General features: G+C 67.7%; 20 protein-coding genes and 1 tRNA gene. 7 read left to right on the top strand and 14 right to left on the bottom strand.

Annotated features, from left to right (window positions below):
• Positions 1-275 precede the first annotated feature (275 nt).
• From ABFX18_RS00195 to ABFX18_RS00185, 3 genes are all read left to right on the top strand, one after another.
• Positions 276-2060 carry a TraM recognition domain-containing protein gene (locus tag ABFX18_RS00195; protein WP_346056866.1) on the top strand — a complete coding sequence of 595 codons (1785 nt, stop codon included), beginning with the start codon at positions 276-278 and terminating at the stop codon, positions 2058-2060.
• An 86-nt stretch (positions 2061-2146) separates the two neighbouring features.
• The gene (locus ABFX18_RS00190; RefSeq protein WP_346056864.1) at positions 2147-2602 is read left to right on the top strand and encodes a single-stranded DNA-binding protein; all 456 of its coding nucleotides are present in this window, start codon (positions 2147-2149) and stop codon (positions 2600-2602) included.
• An 18-nt stretch (positions 2603-2620) separates the two neighbouring features.
• Positions 2621-3193, top strand: coding sequence for a hypothetical protein (locus ABFX18_RS00185; RefSeq protein WP_346056862.1), 573 nt, complete (start codon positions 2621-2623; stop codon positions 3191-3193).
• 25 nt (positions 3194-3218) lie between these two features.
• Here the strand turns inward: ABFX18_RS00185 and ABFX18_RS00180 are convergent, their stop codons facing one another.
• The 5 genes from ABFX18_RS00180 to ABFX18_RS00160 all read right to left on the bottom strand — a co-directional run bounded on the left by ABFX18_RS00180 (position 3219) and on the right by ABFX18_RS00160 (position 6265).
• Positions 3219-3968 (bottom strand): hypothetical protein, encoded by a 750-nt coding sequence (locus ABFX18_RS00180; RefSeq protein ID WP_346056860.1) that lies wholly within the window; start codon positions 3966-3968, stop codon positions 3219-3221.
• Positions 3965-5146 (bottom strand): tyrosine-type recombinase/integrase, encoded by a 1182-nt coding sequence (locus tag ABFX18_RS00175; RefSeq protein WP_346056858.1) that lies wholly within the window; start codon positions 5144-5146, stop codon positions 3965-3967. The genes ABFX18_RS00180 and ABFX18_RS00175 overlap by 4 nt, the downstream gene beginning before the upstream one ends.
• Positions 5147-5150: 4 nt before the next feature.
• Positions 5151-5408, bottom strand: a complete 258-nt coding sequence (locus ABFX18_RS00170; RefSeq protein ID WP_346056856.1) for a helix-turn-helix domain-containing protein — start codon at positions 5406-5408, stop codon at positions 5151-5153.
• Positions 5409-5563: 155 nt separating this feature from the next.
• A tRNA-Pro gene (locus ABFX18_RS00165) sits at positions 5564-5640 on the bottom strand.
• A gap of 169 nt (positions 5641-5809) precedes the next feature.
• Positions 5810-6265, bottom strand: a complete 456-nt coding sequence (locus ABFX18_RS00160; protein WP_346056854.1) for an aminoacyl-tRNA deacylase — start codon at positions 6263-6265, stop codon at positions 5810-5812.
• A 176-nt stretch (positions 6266-6441) separates the two neighbouring features.
• Here ABFX18_RS00160 and ABFX18_RS00155 point away from each other — a divergent pair, with 176 nt between their 5' ends.
• Entirely contained in the window at positions 6442-7338 is an 897-nt protein-coding gene (locus ABFX18_RS00155) for an NUDIX domain-containing protein (RefSeq protein WP_346056852.1), read from the top strand.
• On the opposite strand, the gene ABFX18_RS00150 is transcribed toward ABFX18_RS00155, so the two are convergent.
• Both ABFX18_RS00150 and rraA read right to left on the bottom strand, forming a co-directional pair.
• A complete protein-coding gene (locus tag ABFX18_RS00150) occupies positions 7304-8047 on the bottom strand; it encodes a lysoplasmalogenase family protein (protein ID WP_346056850.1) in 744 nt (247 codons plus the stop codon). The genes ABFX18_RS00155 and ABFX18_RS00150 overlap by 35 nt on opposite strands.
• Positions 8048-8134: 87 nt before the next feature.
• Complete coding sequence (gene rraA, locus ABFX18_RS00145) at positions 8135-8605, bottom strand: ribonuclease E activity regulator RraA (RefSeq protein ID WP_346056848.1); 471 nt, start codon at positions 8603-8605, stop codon at positions 8135-8137.
• 222 nt (positions 8606-8827) lie between these two features.
• Between rraA and ABFX18_RS00140 the strand changes: the two genes are divergently transcribed.
• From ABFX18_RS00140 to ABFX18_RS00130, 3 genes are all read left to right on the top strand, one after another.
• Complete coding sequence (locus tag ABFX18_RS00140) at positions 8828-9436, top strand: TetR/AcrR family transcriptional regulator (protein WP_346056846.1); 609 nt, start codon at positions 8828-8830, stop codon at positions 9434-9436.
• An 80-nt stretch (positions 9437-9516) separates the two neighbouring features.
• Positions 9517-11061: an MFS transporter gene (locus tag ABFX18_RS00135; protein ID WP_346057150.1), complete on the top strand. Its 1545-nt coding sequence runs from the start codon at positions 9517-9519 to the stop codon at positions 11059-11061.
• Between the two features lie 229 nt (positions 11062-11290).
• Complete coding sequence (locus tag ABFX18_RS00130) at positions 11291-11698, top strand: DUF4190 domain-containing protein (protein WP_249290770.1); 408 nt, start codon at positions 11291-11293, stop codon at positions 11696-11698.
• A gap of 90 nt (positions 11699-11788) precedes the next feature.
• Here the strand turns inward: ABFX18_RS00130 and ABFX18_RS00125 are convergent, their stop codons facing one another.
• The 7 genes from ABFX18_RS00125 to ABFX18_RS00095 form a co-directional block, all read right to left on the bottom strand.
• Positions 11789-12691, bottom strand: coding sequence for a DUF817 domain-containing protein (locus tag ABFX18_RS00125; protein ID WP_346056844.1), 903 nt, complete (start codon positions 12689-12691; stop codon positions 11789-11791).
• Positions 12692-12880: 189 nt separating this feature from the next.
• Positions 12881-14563 (bottom strand): ribosome biogenesis GTPase Der, encoded by a 1683-nt coding sequence (der, locus tag ABFX18_RS00120; protein ID WP_346056842.1) that lies wholly within the window; start codon positions 14561-14563, stop codon positions 12881-12883.
• Positions 14563-15348, bottom strand: coding sequence for a (d)CMP kinase (gene cmk / locus ABFX18_RS00115; RefSeq protein ID WP_346056840.1), 786 nt, complete (start codon positions 15346-15348; stop codon positions 14563-14565). Before cmk ends, der begins: the two co-directional genes overlap by 1 nt.
• Positions 15345-16487 carry a prephenate dehydrogenase gene (locus ABFX18_RS00110; protein WP_346056839.1) on the bottom strand — a complete coding sequence of 381 codons (1143 nt, stop codon included), beginning with the start codon at positions 16485-16487 and terminating at the stop codon, positions 15345-15347. Before ABFX18_RS00110 ends, cmk begins: the two co-directional genes overlap by 4 nt.
• Entirely contained in the window at positions 16484-17506 is a 1023-nt protein-coding gene (locus tag ABFX18_RS00105; RefSeq protein WP_090151249.1) for a pseudouridine synthase, read from the bottom strand. The genes ABFX18_RS00110 and ABFX18_RS00105 overlap by 4 nt, the downstream gene beginning before the upstream one ends.
• The gene (gene scpB / locus ABFX18_RS00100; protein WP_346056838.1) at positions 17503-18138 is read right to left on the bottom strand and encodes an SMC-Scp complex subunit ScpB; all 636 of its coding nucleotides are present in this window, start codon (positions 18136-18138) and stop codon (positions 17503-17505) included. Before scpB ends, ABFX18_RS00105 begins: the two co-directional genes overlap by 4 nt.
• Positions 18131-19006, bottom strand: coding sequence for a segregation and condensation protein A (locus ABFX18_RS00095; protein WP_346056836.1), 876 nt, complete (start codon positions 19004-19006; stop codon positions 18131-18133). The genes scpB and ABFX18_RS00095 overlap by 8 nt, the downstream gene beginning before the upstream one ends.

Genomic DNA, 19006 nt, shown 5'->3' with positions numbered 1-19006 from the left:
GGCAACCCCGAGACAGCTGACGTGGCGACACCGCCTGCACCAGAACCAGATTCTCGGCGGGCACGACGCGGCCGCCCTCCACGACTCATCGAAATCACCGGTGGCGGATTCATTCAGGGAGAGGACGTTCTTGTCGCGGTCCCAGTGAGCACCGCAGAAGGTGACGATTCTGGAGCCGCACGAGCAGTGATCGACCTAGACCAGCTCACAAGCCAAATGCGCGAAGTGGCACTCATTGGGTATGTGTCAGGTCGCATCGTGACTGAGCGTCTCCCATGAGCATCCAAGGGCGACAGTCCGGCTCATTCGGAGACGAGATGACCAACATTCTGATCGCGGCGCTCATTGGGGCCTTCGGGCTCGCTCTCGTGCTCCGCGCCGCCGGTTCAGTCGCAGCATTTCTCACAGGAGTGAGTCAACCCAGTGAGGGTATTACGGGCGGGGTCGGGGTCCTGTTTAATCCGACGCACCCGGGTCGAGCGCTCGGCAGCGACGAGTTGAGTCCATTCGTGTACTGGATGGTTGTGGGCATGATCCTCGCCATTCTCGTCGTGGTACTCATGTGGGCCTGGACTCGTTGGAGACGGCACTCGCGCAAGGTCGATATGGATCCACGCAGGTTCCCTGGGACAGCCACCACATACGAGGTGCAGGCCGCCGCATCGTCCCGTGCGCTCCTGCGCAGAGCAGCTACCCTCCGGCCATCGCTTGAGCAGCCGGAGCCTTCTGATGTTGGATACCGTCTCGGGCAGTCCCGTGGGAGGGGCGTCTGGGCGAGCGTCGAAGATTCGATTCTGCTCATCGGCCCGCCTCGCTCAGGCAAGGGCCTGCACATTGTGATTCCGGCGATACTCGACGCACCAGGCGCGGTCGTGACGACCTCCACCCGTCCCGACAATCTGACTGCGACGCTTCGGGCACGAATGCGATCGGGCCCCGTGATGGTGTTTGACCCGCAACATCTGGCGGAAGGCGTGCCTGCAGGGTTGCGATGGTCTCCGATTCGAGGGTGTGAGGATCCGCTCACGGCAATGATTCGCGCAGCCGGGCTTGCTGCTGCCACCGGGCTCGCCGACGGCGGGGTCGACGGTGGTGGATTCTGGGAAGGCAAGACACGCGTCGCACTGCAAGCGATGCTGCATGCCGCGGCACTCGATAACCGCACACCCGCCGAACTGTTCCGGTGGACACTCGACCCATCAGCCGCTGCCGACGCTGTCGCGATCTTGAATGCTTCGCCGCGGGCAGCAACTGGTTGGTCCGAGGGCCTTGAAGCGATGATCGAGACCGATCCACGCACCAGAGACTCGATCTGGCAGGGCGTCTCACTGGCTCTCGCCGCTCTCGCCGACCCTCGCGTACTCGATGCGGTGAGTCCCGGTCCAGACGAAGCCTTCGACCCTGAAGCGTTCATCCGAGAGAAGGGAACCCTCTATCTACTCGCAACCGGTGCAGGCGCAGGGAACAGTGCCGCGCTCGTAGCCGCGTTCGTTGAGGACCTCGTTGAAACCGCCCGCCGAATAGCAGCACGATCGCCCGGGGCGCGACTTGATCCGCCGTTGCTGCTCGCGCTCGATGAGATCGGAAACCTTGCACCTCTGCCATCGCTTCCCACGCTCATGGCGGAGGGCGGCGGTACGGGAATCACGACGATGCCTGTGCTGCAATCACTCGCTCAGGCCCGAGACAAATGGAGCGAGGATCAAGCCGCAGCAATATGGGATTCGAGCATCGCGAAGATCATTCTCGGTGGCGCATCGAACTCGCGCGACTTGCAAGACCTCTCGACCTTGATCGGTGAACGCGACGAGTTCACCGATTCTGTCACGCTCGGTGACTACGGTTCACGAAGCAGTCAGCGATCAGTGCGCCGGGTGCCGATCATGCCGCCCGACCGCATCCGCACCATGCCATTCGGCACAGGAGTCCTACTGCTGCGCTCAGCTCCACCGATCATCGTCGACCTACTGCCCTGGCCGAAGCGCTCTGACGCAGCCTCTCTCAAACGCGAACGCAGTGAGATCGAAACACTGCTCGAGAACCGACCTATCAGCGAGTGACGAGCTACCGAGCTGGTTGCGCCTACGCACCTTCCTGATATGAGCGGCTGACGTGGCCGCTCCCAATCAGGCAGGAGGACGGTCCCATGACCATCCGCACACAGCAGTCGATCTCAGGTTTCATCGCCAGCGACCCTCAACTCACTCAGACGGACCGCGGCGACGCACGGTTCTACGCCCGCTTCGGTCAAGAGAACTTTCGCCGCGAAGACGATGGCACGTTTACGAAGCTCGAAACAACGTTCCACAACCTAGTGATGTATCGTGCCACCGCAGAGCGCGCGTACGAGCGCTTCTCGAAAGGCGACAGCTTCGTAGCCGAAGGCTACTTGCACGAATACAGCTACGAGCGCGACGGTCAAGCCGCAGACGGCCTGGAGTTTGTCGCCAAGAAAATCGGTCACGACACCGCTCGCACCCAGTACAGCGTGGAACGAAGCCAACGCGTCACAGATCACGATGCACCGGTACGCGGTCAGAGCCGTGCGTTCGAATCCCCTCAGAAGCGGCCGAGCACTGACGCTCCGACACTCGGTCGCTGAAGCGGCAGGAGCGCAACGATGACTGACAATAGTCGCACTGACGAAGTATTCGATGATTCGCCCGAATCAAGTTTCAGGCCTGAAGACGAGACCGCGCCGCCGCGCCCGGTCAACTGGAATCTGCTCACCTCCCACGATCTTGAGCAGGAGCTGCTGGCACTCAACCGGTGGGTGAACTGGCTCAGGTTGGAATATGGGCTTCCGGCGTCAGAAGTGCCGCCGCTGTGGCACCGCCACCCAGAGCTTCTCTGGGAATTGTCGGCGCTGCACCTACACTGGCTCAGCGCTTACGATGCGGAACAAGACGGCTCAGCCCCGTTTGGCTGGCATCGAGACTTCGCAGATGCTCGCAACCGACTTCGTGACTGGGTTGCCGCCAGCGGCACTCGACGAGACCGCGATCGACCCACCAGGCAGACACCCTGGCCAGGCGAAGAACACACTCAGGAGGTCGTAGAACAGATCATCCACGATCGCGAAGCCGACTTCATCGAGTTCGTACTCGAACAGGTACAGGCCCGCGAGGCAGCTGAAGACGCGTTCTACGCCAACATCGACTTCGAAACTGGAGAAATCGATTCCGGTACCTGAGTGCATGAAATCGCACCGGAAGTGTTCAGTGTTCCGCCAGCCATCGCAACCTCAGATCTTCGATTGTGCTGAGGGCCGCGCTGCGTTCGCGGGTATCCGTGCTCGCCGAGAGGTCGGCGGCAATGACCGCAGGCGGCATGGCGTCTGCGCCATACGAGATCGGCAGGGTGTTCTCGTACAGCACGTCTTTGCCATTCACGTGTTCCACCAAGAAGTGGGCACTTGCGTAATCATCCACCGAGCCCGAGCGGACGTACCCGGCGACGTTCCTTGTGTCTTCGATCAGATCAGTGCCGAGCAAGCTTGCTGCGGAACGGCCTGTGCGGATCAAGCCCGCTGCTGCTCGTTCGGTGTTCGCTGAGGTGTAGCGATGCGCGCGCGTACGAGATGCAACCACGGCTGCAATCGAGGTTGCATCGGAATTGCGAATGCGACGACGCGCACGCGCCCGTGTGCTGTCGCTCAGCCAATCGGCATCAAGCCCAGACAACTCCCACAACAGGCCCCACGCAGTTGACGCATCGAGCGTGCGGCCCGAACCTCGACGAGCGGAGATCTCATACCTGGCAACAGCCTTGGGGTCGGCTAGCCATGTGCCGTTGGCCAGCTGACGGCCAGTGATGGTTTCGGAGCGCAATAGTTCGAGCGCTCGACGTCGGGTGACGCCAAGCCGCTCGGAGAGCTGAGACGCGGTTAAATCAGTCAATGTCAGATAACTTCCTACTTGAGAAGTATTCTGACATGCACGAATGGGTTTGTGCAGGGCCGACTTCACGCTTCCTTCCCGAAGACGCGGTCGAGCATCTCGGCGGTCGCCGGGTTCACCATCTCGTTGCGGCGGATGTAGTGCTGCACCGTGATCGCCGGGTCCGTGTGTCCGAGTAGCTCGGCGGCCAGGTCGACACCAGCCTCATTGCTGATTGCGGTGGCAACCGTGCGACGAAACATGTGCGGCGTGACGCCCTCGATGCCCGCGAGGTCGAGCACGTGCCGAAGCTGCCTGCGCACGTTGTTCGTCGTCAGCGGGCCACCGTCACGATTACAGAACAACAGTGCATCAAGCGAGGCATCATCACGGCGAGCAAGCCTGAGTCGCACCGCCTCGGCAGCGAACGCGGGGAGTGCGACGGTGCGTCTAGACTTCGCAGTCTTGGGATGATCCTGCCGCTGGGTCGGTTCGCCTCGATGCGCGACAATGGTGCCGCTAATGCGAATCGACGGCGGGGCGCTCACGATGTCGATATCGCGGCGCCGGATCGCGAGCACCTCGCCGATGCGGGCCGACGTGCCGAGCATCACCTCGACGATCGCGCCGAGCTGCCCGTCCGGTTTCGGCCCGGTGGGTGAGAGCCCGGTCTCCCAGAACGCAATCGCGGTGCGGATGGCGTTCACCTCGGCGGGGGTGAGCGCGTTCGGTGTCGTCGGGGGTTTCCGGAGCCGTGAGACGTGATCCATCGGGTTGCGCGGCAGCACCTCGTGCCGCACCGCGAGCCCGAGCGCAAGCCGCAATGCCACCCGGGCCTGCTTGGCACGGTTGTAGCTTTGCTTCGCAAGCTGCTTCAAGAAGTGGTCGCAGCGGGCCACGCCGATCTCACGCAGCGTGAGGTCTTTGAACGCGGGCATCACGAGCGTGCGCATGTTGCGTTCGTACAGCTGACGGGTGGTGGTCGAGAGCCGGTCTTCAAGATCGAGATCTTCAAGCCAGTACGTCACCAGGTCAGGGAACGGACTGTCGGCAGTCAGCCCGATGCCTGCGGGCTGGTAGAGCGTGCGCTCGGCAAGCTTCGCTTTCAACCGTTGTTCGGCGGCGCGCTTCGTATCGCCGGTGGCTTGCACGAGCCTCGACTTTCCATCCCAGTCGCGATACCTCGCGCGGGCAGTCACGCGACCGTTCGACGCGGTCTGAAACCCGATCGTGCCGAACGTGCCGATGGGTAGGCGCGGGCGACTCATCGCGTCACCTCCCGTCGAACGGGGAAGCCTGGGCGCCGTCGCGTTGCTGCTCGACCCAGATGCGTACGTCGGAGACGGCGAACTTCAGGTGTTTGCCGAAGCGGTACGCGGGCGGGCCGAGGCCGCGGGTACGCCAGTCGTAGATCGTCGAGACGGGGATGCCCAAATACGTGGCCAGCTCGCCGACATCGATCAGGGGCTCCAGGCCCCACGGGGTGGGTTGTGCTTCGGTGTCCATGACGAACAGGTGCACGACGCGCATCGCAGCTGACCGTACACAACCGGGGCGGTCGGGGCCCTGCCGGGCGACAATCGCCCGAGTGCCCCCTCGGCGTGTCAAAAAGATGGGTTTGTGATGACCGGATCAAATCTCACCAACGAAAAAATCGCGGAAACCCTTGAGTTTCCGCGATTTTTTGGTCGGGCTGACAGGATTTGAACCTGCGACCCCTTGACCCCCAGTCAAGTGCGCTACCAAGCTGCGCCACAGCCCGTTGTTCTCCAGCTTCGCCGGCCAGAATCTGGCCTGCGCTGCCGAGGCAACCCCTCTATATTACCCACACTCGGAGGGTGGATCGAACCAACGGTCGGAAATCGCGGCGGTGCCGCAGAAACCCGGGCGCGCCACCAAGCCCGAACGAGCCGAGAAGCGAAACCAGACCTTTACTCAGCGGCGAGCTCCACCACGGCAGCCGAGTACGCCGACACCAGTTCATCAGCCGAAACCAGCGCCCCGAACTCAGCACTCCCAGACCCGATCGCGATCCGCCGCCCGGCCAATCGCGCATCGACGACAACAGGCCACGATCCCGCGGCACCCAAAGGAGTAATGGTGCCCCGCACGTACCCCGTCGCCGCGAACGCGCCGTCGGCGTCGGGCAGCGACAGCTTGTTGACGCCGAGGTGCGCCCGCAGCTTCGCCCACGAGAACTGCGCGTCGACGGGGGTGAGCACGAGCACGAAGCGATCCTTCGCCTGCACCACGATCGTCTTCACGAGCTCGACGCCCTCGACGGGTGCGGGCCGCTGCCCCGGGGTGCGCGCGATGAACGAAACAGCGAGCTCTCGAGAGGCAGCATCGGCAGCAGCAGCGGCGTAGGGCTCGACATCGGTCGACATGAATCCTCCTCGGAAACGCAGAACAACAGCAACAGCGCGCGCACAAGCACACGCATCACGGCGCGGCAGGAAACCGCCCGACACCCAGCACAACATCGATACACCACCCCCGCATTCCCGCGCCAGGAGGCTTCACAAACGCGCACACGGAGCCCCGCGGCAGATACGCTGAGACCATGAGCGACCTGCGAGACACCGGAGACGCCTGGATCGAGGCGGGCGATGGCGGGCGCTACTGGGGCCGCTTCGGCGCCGCCGGGCTGCTCGCCTTCGACCACGCCCGCGACGCGATCCTGCTGCAGCACCGCGTCACCTGGAGCGACCACGGCGACACCTGGGGCATCCCGGGTGGCGCCCGCCACGAGGGCGAGTCGGCGAACGACGGAGCAATCCGCGAGGCGCAGGAGGAGGCGGGCGTGCCCGACCACTCGGTGCGCCCGCGCTACACCCACGTGCTCGACCGCGGCGGCTGGACGTACACGACGCTCGTCGCCGACGTCATCACCCAGTTCGAGCCCGAGATCACGGACCCCGAAAGCCACGCCCTCGCCTGGGTGCCGCTCGACCACGTCGAAGCGCTCCCCCTGCACCCCGCCTTCGCCGCGAGCTGGCCGCTGCTGCGCCCGCTGCTCGGGCCGCCTCCGACCGTCATCGTCGACGCTGCGAACGTCATCGGCAGCGTGCCCAATGGGTGGTGGAAGGATCGCCGCGGCGCCGCAGAGCGCCTCCGCGACCGACTGTACGCCTACCTCGAAACATCGAACGGGGTGCGCGCCGGCTTCCTCGATCTCGCCGAGCCCCGCGTGCCGGGCCTCGACCGCGTCTACCCCGACTGGATCGTCGTGGTCGAGGGCAACGCGCGCGGCATCGACAGCACCGACCGAATCCGCGTGCTGAGCGCTCCCGAGACCGGCGACGACACGATCGTGAGCGCGGTCGAAGCGCTGAGCGCGAGCGGATCGATCACCACCGTCGTCACCAGCGACGCCGAGCTGCGCGTGCGCGTGGGCGCCGCGGGCGCGACGACGATTCGCGGCGTCAAGAAGCTGCTGAAGATCCTGCCCGAGGAGTAGCGGGTCCCGCCTCGCCCCGATCCACGCGTCTGCGCAGTGCGGCGACGATGCCGTAGGCGAGGAGCCCCTGGCCGAGGGTGTAGGTGAGCATGACGACGCCGCTCGTCCAGGTGGTGCTGCCGGGCACGAAGAGCCGGAAGGCGAGGATCGCGTCGGAGAGCAGGAAGGACGCGCCGCCCCACGCGATGACCGCGCCGCATCGGGTCGCGAGGGCCGCCGTGGCGACGAGCACAAGGCCATAGGCCATCACCGGAATCGACAGCGACTTCGTGTGCGGCAGCAGCAGCGCGAGCAGCACGAGGTACGCGAGCACGTAGACGAGGCTCCACGCGGGAAGGCGCCGCTTGGCGATGCCGCGCGTGCGCCACAGCAGCACGATGTACGCGATGTGCGCGACACCGAAGCACGCGAGCATCATCGGGATCTCGCTCGCGAACATCGGGAAGAACGTCGCCGCGCCGTCGCCGAGCCACGAGAACGTGATCGCTGCGAGCAGCAGCGCGAGCGCGCCGACGGGGACGGGGCGCAGGCGCAGGCGCAGCTCGGGCACGAGCACGGCCGATGCGATCACCCCGGCGGCGAGCGCGGGCATGAGCAGCAGCTTCGTCCATCCCTCGAACGCGTACTGCCCGAAGCAGGCGATGACGTGCGCGAGCGACACCGCAAGGTACGGCACGAACGGGAGCAGTGCTCGGAAGCGCTCGGTCATACTCGCATCCTATTGCTCAACCGGGTTCGCCGCCCGACAGGTGTGAGCACGCGGGGCAGCGACCGGTCAGGCACGGTCGGGGTTCGGTCAGGGCTCGACCAGAATCCCGTCGTCGTCGCACCACACCGTGGCGCCGGGGCGGAACGTCACGCCAGCGATCTCGACCGGCACGTCGACCTCGCCGGCCCCGGTCTTGGTCGACTTCGCCGGATTCGACCCCAGTGCCTTCACGCCGAACGGCAGCGTCCCGATCGCCACGCGATCTCGGATGGCGCCGTTCACGATGAGCCCCGCCCACCCGTTGTCGCAGGCCAGCTCGGCGATCTGGTCGCCGACGAGTGCGGTCTCGAGCGACCCCGCCCCGTCGATGACGAGCACTGCGCCGTGCCCGTCGCTCGAGAGCGTCTGTCTGATGAGCGAGTTGTCTCGGAAGCACTGCACGGTGCGCACCGGCCCGGTGAAGCCGGTCATGCCGCCGATGTTCTGAAACTGCAGCGACACCGATCGCAGCTCGCTGCCGCGTTCGTCGTAGAGGTCGGCCGTACTGATCTGCGCCATCTCGTTACTCCCCTCGTGCCCGTCTCCGGGCCGGTCGACAGCGTGCCGACCTGCATCATTCACGTTACCTGCAACCTGCGACATTGGCAGGGGGTTGGCAATGGTTCGCAATCCATCCCCGAAATCACTATTGTACAAAAGTACATGTACACATGTACAGTAAGATTCTGCGGCGTCCACAACCGGTACCCGCCGTTCCCCGCGTCCACGAAAGGAGCCGCCATGTCGCCCTCGCACGAACCTGCAGTCGAACCCGCTGGCCCGCCCGCTCCCCGCCGTCGGGACCCGGAGGGGCGACGCCTCGCGATCCTCACCGCGGCGACCGAGATCATCGTGGAACAGGGCCACGCAGCCCTCACGCACCGCGCCGTCGCGAAGCGCGCCTCGGTGCCGCTCGGTTCGACCACCCAGTACTTCAGCTCCATCGACGACCTGCGCGAGTGCGCCCTGCAGCAGCTCGCCGAAGAGATCGACGAATCGATCGCGCGGCTCGAACCGTTCGTCGCGACGATGGTCGAGCACCCCGACCCGATCATCGACGAGATGCTCGCCTACCTCGAAGACCCGCGCACGGTGCACGCCGACATCGCGCTCATGACGAGCGGTATGACCGACGCCCGGCTGCGCGCGCTCGCGCTGCGCTGGCCCGAGCGCCTCGTCGAACTGCTCTCGACCCGCATCGGCGAGGAGCGCGCTGTCGCCATCGCCGTGCTCATGGACGGGGCGACCATGCACGCCGGGCTCACCGGCACCCCGCTCGGCCGCGATGAGATCACGCGCATCATGCGGGCGCTCATGACGATGCCGGTGCCGGGCTCAGCGAACTCGTAGCTCAGCTCCGCTCTCCACTCCCCCGCACCGTACGCGGCACCGAACACCGAACACAGACCCGAGGAAAGACCGTGACCACCATGTCCGACCAGCGCACCGCACCGAAGTTCGCCCCGCTCAGCAAGGCCCGCCGCTGGGCCGCGCTGAGCGTGCTCACCGCGAGCCTGCTCGTCATCACGATGGATATGACGATCCTCAACATCGCGCTGCCCGAGATGGCGGCCGAGCTGCACCCGACCTCCGACCAGCAGCTCTGGATCATCGACGTCTACTCGCTCGTCCTCGCAGGCCTGCTCGTCTCGTTCGCGGCCATCGCCGACCGCTGGGGCCGCAAGCGCATGCTGCTGCTCGGTTACTCGATCTTCGGGGCGGCGTCGCTGCTCGTGCTGTTCGCCACCAACGCCGAGTCGGTCATCGCGATCCGCGCGATCCTCGGCATCGGCGGCGCGATGATCATGCCGATCACCCTCTCGCTCATCCGCGTCATCTTCACCGACCCCCGGGAGCGCGCCACCGCGCTCGCCATCTGGGCCGCGGTCTCCGGCCTCGGCGCCGCAGTCGGCCCGCTGCTCGGCGGGCTGCTGCTCGAGTACTTCTCGTGGCACGCGGCGTTCCTCGTGAACGTGCCGCTCATGCTCGTCGGCGTGATCGCGGGCATCGCGATCCTCCCCGAGTCGCGCGTCACGCACACGGGCCGCTGGGACTTCCTCGCCGCAGCGCTCTCCCTCGTCGGCATGACGCTGCTCGTCTGGGCGATCAAGACGTTCGGCAAGGAGGCGAGCCTGCTCGTACCCGAGGCGCTCATCGCGTTCGCCGCCGGTGCCGCCCTGCTCGCCTGGTTCGTGATGCGCTGCCTGCGTAGCGCGTCACCGCTGCTCGACCTCAGCCTCTTCCGCAACCGCGTCTTCTCGGCCGGCGCCATCGCAGCGCTCGGATCGACGTTCGCGATGATCGCCGCCCTGCTGCTCATCGCCCAGTGGCTGCAGCTCGTCGACGGCGCCTCCCCCGTCGAGGCCGGCGTGCGCCTCTTCCCGATCGCGATCACCGGCGCCCTCGCCTCGCTCTCGGCCCCCGCGCTCGCGCGCCGCATCGGGGCACGCGCCGTGCTCGCGGGCGGCCTCGGCTTCGCGGGAGTCGGCATGCTCATCATCGGCCTGCAGCCGGGCACGCTCACCACCCTCACCGTCATCATCGCGCTCTGCTTCATCGGCGCTGGCACCGGCTCGCTCGCGATCGCATCGGCCATGATCATGCACGGCTCCCCCGAAGAGAAGGCCGGCAACGCGGGCGCGATCGAGGAGACCTCGTACGAGCTCGGCGCCGTGCTGGGCGTGGCGATCCTCGGCAGCGTCTCGGCGCTGCTCTACCGGGCCGAGTTCATCGCCTCGGGGGCGCTGCAGGGCGTCGAGCGCACCCTCGCGGGGCAGGCCGAGGAATCGCTCGGTGCCGCGGTCTCCATCGCCGACGAGCTGCGCCTCCCCGAGCTTGCGCAGCAGGCCGGCGTCGCGTTCACCCACTCGATGCAGGCGACGGGGATCGCCGGGGGCATCATCATGTTCGCCGTCGCGCTGGCCGTGTTCGTGATGACTCCCGAGGGCACGGACGTGTCGCAGGCTTCGCACTGAGTTCGATCCCTGAGCGCTCCCCCGGAGTGCAACCCGGGGAGAAACCCTGTGCGATCCCTGACCCGACCCTGACCCGACCCCGATCCAACCCTGACCCCGGTGCCGCTCGACACGGTACCGGGGTCTTACGCGCGCGATACTCCGGGCGGATGTGGCGGCACCCCGCTCCGACCTACCGTTGAGGTATCACGGACGAACACCCGGTTCGCCGCCCACGAGAGGAGCCGCCATGAGCGCCACCATCACCCCCGAGACCACCGTCGCCTCCGAGTCCGGCACGGCACCGACGTACCCGCTCGTCACCGACACGACGCCCCTCGCGGCGAGCAGCGCGGCGTCGAACGGATCCGAGCCGTTCCCGAGCGGCCCGGTGAACATCAACGAGCACTCCCGCGCCTTCTCGATCACGAGCTTCGTGCTCGGCATCGCCTCGGTGGTCAGCGGATGGACGTTCTTCGCCCCCATCACCGGCCTCGTCTTCGGCATACTCGCACTGCGCCGCGGCACGCAGGATCGCGCCCTCGCCCTCTGGGGCGTCTGGCTGAACGCGGTCATGCTCGCACTCTGGGTGCTCGCCGGCATCGTCGCGGTCGCGGTCTTCGGATTCGGTGCACTCGCGCTCGTCTTCGCGGCGTAAGCGACCGGCTGCGAGGCGCGGTCGCGAGAGACCGGCCGCCAGAAGCGTTCGCCAGAAGCCGTTCGCGAGAGACTTACCGGGTGACGCCGGCTACGAGACCTCAGGCCGCTTCGGGCGGTACACCCAGGTGACCATGACCACCGAGATGATCATCAGCAGGAACCAGGAGACGATCTTCTGGCCGGAGACGAGCTCCCACCCGTCGGTCTGACTCGGGTACAGCCAGGCACCCGAGAGGGTGGCGATGTTCTCGGCGATCCAGATGAAGAGCGCGACCCCGACGAAGATCAGCAGGAGCGGCACCTTGAGCGTCGCTCGCCAGATGCGGAAGTGCATCACGGTCGGGGCCCAGAGCAGTACGACGCTGGCGAGCAGGATCCATCGGGCGTCGAAGATGTAGTGGTGCGTGAAGAAGTTCGCGTAGATCGCGACCGCGACGACGGTGGTCGCCCAGATCGGCGGATACCGCGTGAAGCGCAGGTCGTGCAGCCGGTACACGCGCACCATGTACGAGCCGACGGCCGCGTACATGAAGCCGCTGAACAGCGGCACGGCGCCGATCCTCAGCACTCCGTCGGCGGCGTACGCCCATGATCCGACATCGGTCTTGAACAGCTCCATCACCGTTCCCGTGATGTGGGACAGCACGATCACCCAGAGTTCACGGCCGCTCTCGAGGCGGAACACCAGCATGCCGATCTGGATCGCCACGGCCGCGATCGTCATCGCGTCATTCCGGGCGAGGCCGGCGTCGTCGGGGTACCAGAGGCGCGCGGCGACGATCACCACGAGCATCAGCGCGCCGAAGATGCACGCCCACGCCTGCTTGAGCAGGAACACTGCGGCCTCGATGAGCACCGCCCGGGCGCCCGTCGCGGGCTTGCCTGCGAGGAGGCGGTGCGCCGCGCGGTCGATCGTCCGCTCGAGCCCGGTGAGCTGACGCGACGGTGAAGCGTCGCCGAAATCCTCTCCGAAGCGCCCTGGTGCCGACATGCTCAGAGGCTACCGCCCCGTGGCTGAACGCTGCCCCGCGCGCCGCTTCACTCCGGTGCGAGACGTCGCTTCGCTTCGGCGCGAGATGCGGCTTCCGTGAGACGCACACCCGGCGAGGCGATCTCACGGAAACCGTATTTCTCACGCTGGCACCATCACCACCAGCCGAAGGCGCTGCGGCGCCCACCCCTACGGGCGCGGGCGCCTTTCGCGGATGCGCATGTTGATCACGATGGGGCTGCCGTCGAAGCCGTAGCGCTCGCGCAGGCGTCGCTGGATGAAGCGGCGGTACTGCGGGTCGAGGAAGCCCGAGGTGAACAGCACGAATGTCGGCGGGCGATTCTGCACCTGCGTGCCGAACAGGATGCGCGGCTGCTTGCCGCTGCGGAGCGGGTGCGGGTGCTCCTGCACGAGCTCGGCGACGAAGGCGTTGAACTTGCCCGTCGGAATGCGCGTGTCCCACGACTCGAGCGCCGTCTCGAGCGCCGGCACGAGCTTCTCGAGGTGACGCCCGGTGCGGGCCGAGATGTTGACGCGCGGCGCCCAGTCGACGTGCGCGAGATCCTGCTCGATCTCGCGTTCGAGGTACCGGCGACGGTCGTCGTCGAGCATGTCCCACTTGTTGAAGGCGAGCACGAGTGCGCGCCCCGACTCGAGCACGAGGTCGACGATGCGCAGATCCTGGTCGGAGATCTCCTGCGTCACGTCGATGAGCACGACCGCGACCTCGGCCTTCTCGAGCGCTGCGGCGGTGCGGAGCGATGCGTAGAAGTCGGCGCCCTTCTGCAGGTGCACGCGGCGGCGGATGCCTGCGGTATCGACGAACGTCCACACCCGTCCGGCGATCTCGACCTGCTCGTCGACCGGGTCGCGCGTGGTGCCCGCGATGTCGCTGACGACTGCGCGCTCCTCGCCGGCCGCCTTGTTGAGCAGGCTCGACTTGCCGACGTTGGGGCGACCGAGCAGTGCGACGCGGCGCGGCCCGAGCATCTTCGGCTGTGCGACGGCCGACTCTTCGGGCAGTGCTTCGACGACCGCGTCGAGCAGGTCGGCGACGCCGCGGCCGTGCAGTGCCGAGACGGCGTTGGGCTCACCCAGTCCGAGCGACCACAGCTGGGCGGCCTCGGCCTCGAGCACGGCGTCGTCGACCTTGTTGGCGACGAGGAAGACGGGCTTGTGCGTGCGGCGCAGCAGCTGCACGACGCGCTCGTCGGTGGCCGTCGGTCCGACGCGGGAGTCGACGACGAACATGACGACGTCGCAGAGCTCGATCGCGACCTCGGCCTGGAGCGCGACCGACGCGTCGATGCCCTTCGCGTCGGGCTCCCAGCCGCCGGTGTCGACGAGACTGAAGCGGGTGCCGCCCCACTCGGCCTGGTAGGTGACGCGGTCGCGGGTGACGCCCGGCACGTCCTCGACGACGGCCTCGCGGCGGCCGAGGATGCGGTTCACGAGCGCCGACTTGCCGACGTTGGGGCGGCCGACGATCGCGACGACCGGCAGCGCTTCGGAGACGGGCTCGCGGAAGCCGAGGAACTCGCCGTCATCGCTGATGATCGCGACGTCGTCGTCTTCGAGGTCGAAGCCTTCGAGGTTCGAGCGCATGGCGCGCAGGCGCTCCTCGTCGGTGACGCTCGCGTCGAAGCCTTCGCCGAAGACGACCTCACCGTCGCCGGCGGCGTGCACGGGGGCATCGTTCACCGTCGCGGCGTAGGTCTCGGCCTCGTCGTACTCGGGGGCCGCGGCGACCTGGCTGCCGTCGGGGTTCACCTGCATGACCTCGGGGCCGTCGAACTCGGCTCCGTCAAACTCGGACTCCGGCCGCGCCGCGCCTTCGTGCTCGGCGCCCGTTCCGGGATTCTGCTCGCTCATCATTCGCTCTCTTCCGCGACGCCCTGCGCCGCTCGTACGATTTCAACCACAGCCTCCACGGACTGTGCAAAGTTCAAGTTGCTCGTGTCGACGAGCGTCACCCCGGGGGCTGGGGTGAAGAAGTCGACGACCTGCGCGTCCTTGGCGTCACGCGCCTCGATGTCGGCGAGCACCTGTGCGTGGGTGAGCCCGTCGAGCTCGCCGGCGCGACGCTGCGCGCGCACCTCGGGCGAGGCGGTCATCAGCACGCGCACCGGCGCGTCGGGCGCCACCACGGTCGTGATGTCGCGACCCTCGATCACGACGCCGGGCAGCCCCGACTCCGCGACGATCCGCCGGAACATCTCGTTCAAGCGCTCGCGCACCTCTGGGTGCTTCGAGACTCGACTGACGAGCCCGCTCACGTCGTGGGCGCGGATCGCCGCCGTCACATCGTGGACGACGCCGTCGCCGAGTTCGACCGTGACTCGTTGCTGACCGCGCAGGGTGATCGCGTACGTCCACACGTCGAGGATCGCGCCGACCGCGGCCGAGTCGTCCAGGTCGGCGGAGGTCTCGACGGCCGCCCACGCGAGCGACCGGTAGGCCGCGCCGGTGTCGAGGATCCCGAATCCGAGGCGCTCTGCGGCGGCACGCGAGACGCTCGACTTGCCGCTGCCCGCCGGCCCGTCGATCGCGACGAGCAGGGGGGCCGCGTTCGGCGCCTCGGTCTGCTGGGCGCGCTCCGCCTGCGCCGCGCCCGTCATCACGGTCAGCGCAGCGGCAGCTGATGCAGCATCAGTCACAGCGTCCTCCATCCGCGTTCGACGAGATCGGCGACCGCGCGTTCGGCGACCTCCGGCAGTACCGCGATCTCCGCGAAACCGATCTGGGCGCCCGGCGAGTGCTCGAGGCGCAAGTCTTCCATATTAATGCCCAGTTCTCCGAGTTCGGTGAGCAACTTCGCCAACTGCCCGGGAGAGTCGTCGATGAGCACCGTGATCTGGGTGAATCGCTCGGACGAACCGTGCTTGCCGGGAATGCGCGACACTCCGTTGTTGCCCGCCGACAGCAGGTCAGCGATGCGGCGACGCGCACCGGTGCGTGCCGGATCGCGCAGCGCATCGGCGAACGCGGCGACATCTGCCGAGAACGCGTCGAGCAGCTCCACGACGGGCGCGCTGTTCGCGCCGAGGATCTGCACCCAGAGCTCCGGATCGCTGGAGGCGACGCGCGTGGTGTCGCGCAGACCGCCGCCCGCGAGGCCGATCGCCTGCTCGGACGCCGGTACGAGTCGCGCGGCGAGCAGGCTCGACACGACCTGCGGCAGGTGGGAGACCAGCCCGACCGACCGGTCGTGCTCTTCGGGCGTCATCTCCATCAGCACGCCGCCGAGGTCGAGCGCCACGGCTTCGACGAGTGCGAGCGCGTCGGCCGGGGTCTCGCCGTCGCGGCAGATCACCCAGGGCCTGCCCACGAACAGGTCGGCGCGCGCCATGATCGCTCCCCCGCGCTCCCGCCCCGCCATCGGATGCGAGCCCACGTACTTCGCCAGGTCGATGCCGCGGCGCTTGAGCTCGGCGAACGGTGCGAGCTTGACGCTCGCGACGTCCGTCACCACGGCGTCGGGGTAGGTGCGGAGCGCGCGCTCGACCACATCAGCCGTCACGTCGGGCGGCGTCGCGATGACGACGAGCACCGGGGACTCGTCCTCGGCGGTGCGCACCCGCCCCGCGCCGTAATCGGCGGCGAGCGCGACGGACGTCGGCGACAGGTCTTCGAGCGTCACGTCGACGCCGCGCTCGCGCAGGCCGAGACCGACGCTCGCCCCGAGCAGGCCCGCGCCGATGACGTGCACCGGCCCACGGGTGCGAGCGACCAGCGCCGGGCGCTCCCCGGCCGCGCGCAGATGCTCGCCGGTCGGCGCAGCTTCAGGGGCGCTCATCGACCGCCCTGCTTCCGTCCGCCGCGTCCGTGCGGGTTTCCGCGCGCCGCCATGCCGCGCATCCCGCGGGCGCCCTTGCCGTCGCCGGGCCGGCCGGCGGTGATCTCGCCCCGGCGCCCGGCCTGCTGCGCGCCTCCGGATCCGGACCCGTCGCCAGATCCCTCGTCTTCGACCGCGGAGAGCAGCGCCCCGCGCTCCCCCGACGACAGTTCGCGCAGCTCGCCGACGCGCAGCGTGCCGAGGTGGAGCGGGCCGAACTGGCGGCGCACGAGTTCGACCACCGGGTGCCCGACCTCGGCGAGCATGCGGCGCACGATGCGGTTGCGGCCGGAGTGCAGCGTGACTTCGACGAGCGAGTGGGCGTCGCCCGACCCGCCTGGCAGCAGCTTCGCGCGATCGGCGTGGATCGGCCCGTCGGCGAGCTCCACCCCGTCTTTGAGCTGCTGGATCACGGCAGCCGTCACCCTCCCGCGCACCTTCGCGATGTACGTCTTCTGCACGCCGAAGCTCGGGTGCGCGAGACGGTGCGCGAGCTCGCCGTCGTTCGTGAGGATGAGCAGACCGCTCGTGTCGGTATCGAGACGCCCGACGTTGTACAGCCGATCCTCGACCTCGTCGGCGAACTCGCGGAGATCGGGGCGGCCGTTCTCGTCGTTCATGGTCGACACGACGCCGCGCGGCTTGTTCAGCACGAAGTAGCGCTTCGACACGTCGAGCTGCACGACCACCCCGTCGACGCGCACGTCGTCGGTCTCGGGGTCGATGCGCGAGCCCAGCTCGCGCTGAATCTCGCCGTTGACCGTCACGCGTCCGCTGGAGATCAGCGACTCGCAGGCCCGGCGCGATGCGACGCCCGCGTGCGCGAGCGCCTTCTGCAGGCGGATGCGGCCGTCATCGTCGTGCGCGGCTTCGGCCGGCGCCGTCTGCGGACGGTCCCACCCGAACTCCGCGAGGTCGATCTCGATGTTCTCGCCGTCGACGGAGTACGAGCCGCCGAGATTCTCTTCCGAGCGATTCATTCGTCGAATCCTTCCGTGGGTTCTTCGAGCAGTGGGGAGATGGGGGGCAGCTCCGAGATGTCGCCGATGCCGAGATAGCCGAGCAGGGCGTCGGAGGTGCCGTAGAGAATCGCGCCGGTCTCCGGATCGTTGCCGACCTCCGCGACGAGCCCCCGGCCGAGCAGGGTGCGCACCACCGAGTCGACGTTGACGGCGCGGATCGAGGCGATCGCTCCGCGGGAGATGGGCTGGCGGTAGGCGATGACGGCGAGCGTTTCGAGCGCCGCCTGCGAGAGGCGCGCCGGCGACTGCTGGTGCACGAAGTCGGCCACGATCGGGTCGAGGCTCGCGCGGGCGTAGAAGCGGTATCCGCCGGCGACCTCACGCAGCTCGAAGCCGCGCGGCGATCCGGCACCGCTGCTCACTGCACCGCCGCCGGCGCGCTCGCCGTCGAACTCGGCGACGAGGGCGTCGAGCACCGCGCGCACCTCGCGCACCGGGCGATCGGTCGCGGTGGCCAGGGCGACCGCGCTGAGCGGCTCGTCGGCGACGATGAGCAGCGCCTCCAGCTGCTGCGACAACGAGTGGGCGCTGCGGGCGGCGTCCAGCTCTCCCTCGGCGAGGGTCGGAGCGGCGCTGTCGTTGTCAGTCATAGTCGTTTCCTAACGTAGCAAGCTCGTCGTCGGACCAGCTCTCACCGACCCACTGCACCTGCAGCTCGCCGAGCGGCTCGGCCTGCTCGAAGGTGACCGCTGCACGACGATACAGCTCGAGGATCGCGAGGAACCGTGCGACCACCACGCCCCGTTCCGCGACCCCGGCGACCAGTTCGCGGAAGGAGCGCGACCCGCCGCGCCCATCAGTGCTGCCGTCAGCGCTGACACCGCCGCGCAGCAGCGCGACGACGATCGCGGCCTGCTCGCGGATCGATACGAGTGGCGCGTGCAGGTGGTCGAGGCCGACCGTCGGAATCTCGCGCGGCGCGAAGGCGAGCGTCGCGATCGCGGCGAAGTCGCCCGGGCTCAGCGTCCAGACGAGTTCCGGCCCACGCGAGCGGTACTTCGCTTCGAGCGGCACCTGCCGGGCGTGACGAGCGCTCTCCGCCTCCAGGCGATCCCGAAACCAGGCACTGGCCTGTTTGAAGGCGCGGTACTGCAGCAGCCGGGCGAACAGCAGATCGCGGGCTTCGAGCAGTGCGATGTCTTCGGCGTCGACGACCTCGCCCTGCGGCAGGAGGCTCGCGATCTTCATGTCGAGCAGCGTCGCGGCGACCACGAGAAACTCGGAGGCGCGGTCGAGCTCGACGATGCCCTGCCCCTCGATGGACGCGAGGTAGGCGATGAACTCGTCGGTGACCAGGCTCAGGGCGACCTCGGTGATGTCGAGTTCGTGCTTGCCAATCAGGTTGAGCAGCAGGTCGAACGGCCCGTCGAAGACCGAGAGGCTGACGCGGAAGCGATCGTCGGCAGGCACCGAATCCGTGCCGGCCGCTGCGGCTCCCGGATCCGTGTCCACCACCAT

Source organism: Leucobacter alluvii, from assembly GCF_039530485.1.
Taxonomy (GTDB): domain Bacteria; phylum Actinomycetota; class Actinomycetes; order Actinomycetales; family Microbacteriaceae; genus Leucobacter; species Leucobacter alluvii.
This window is presented reverse-complemented; position numbering and strand designations above follow the sequence as displayed.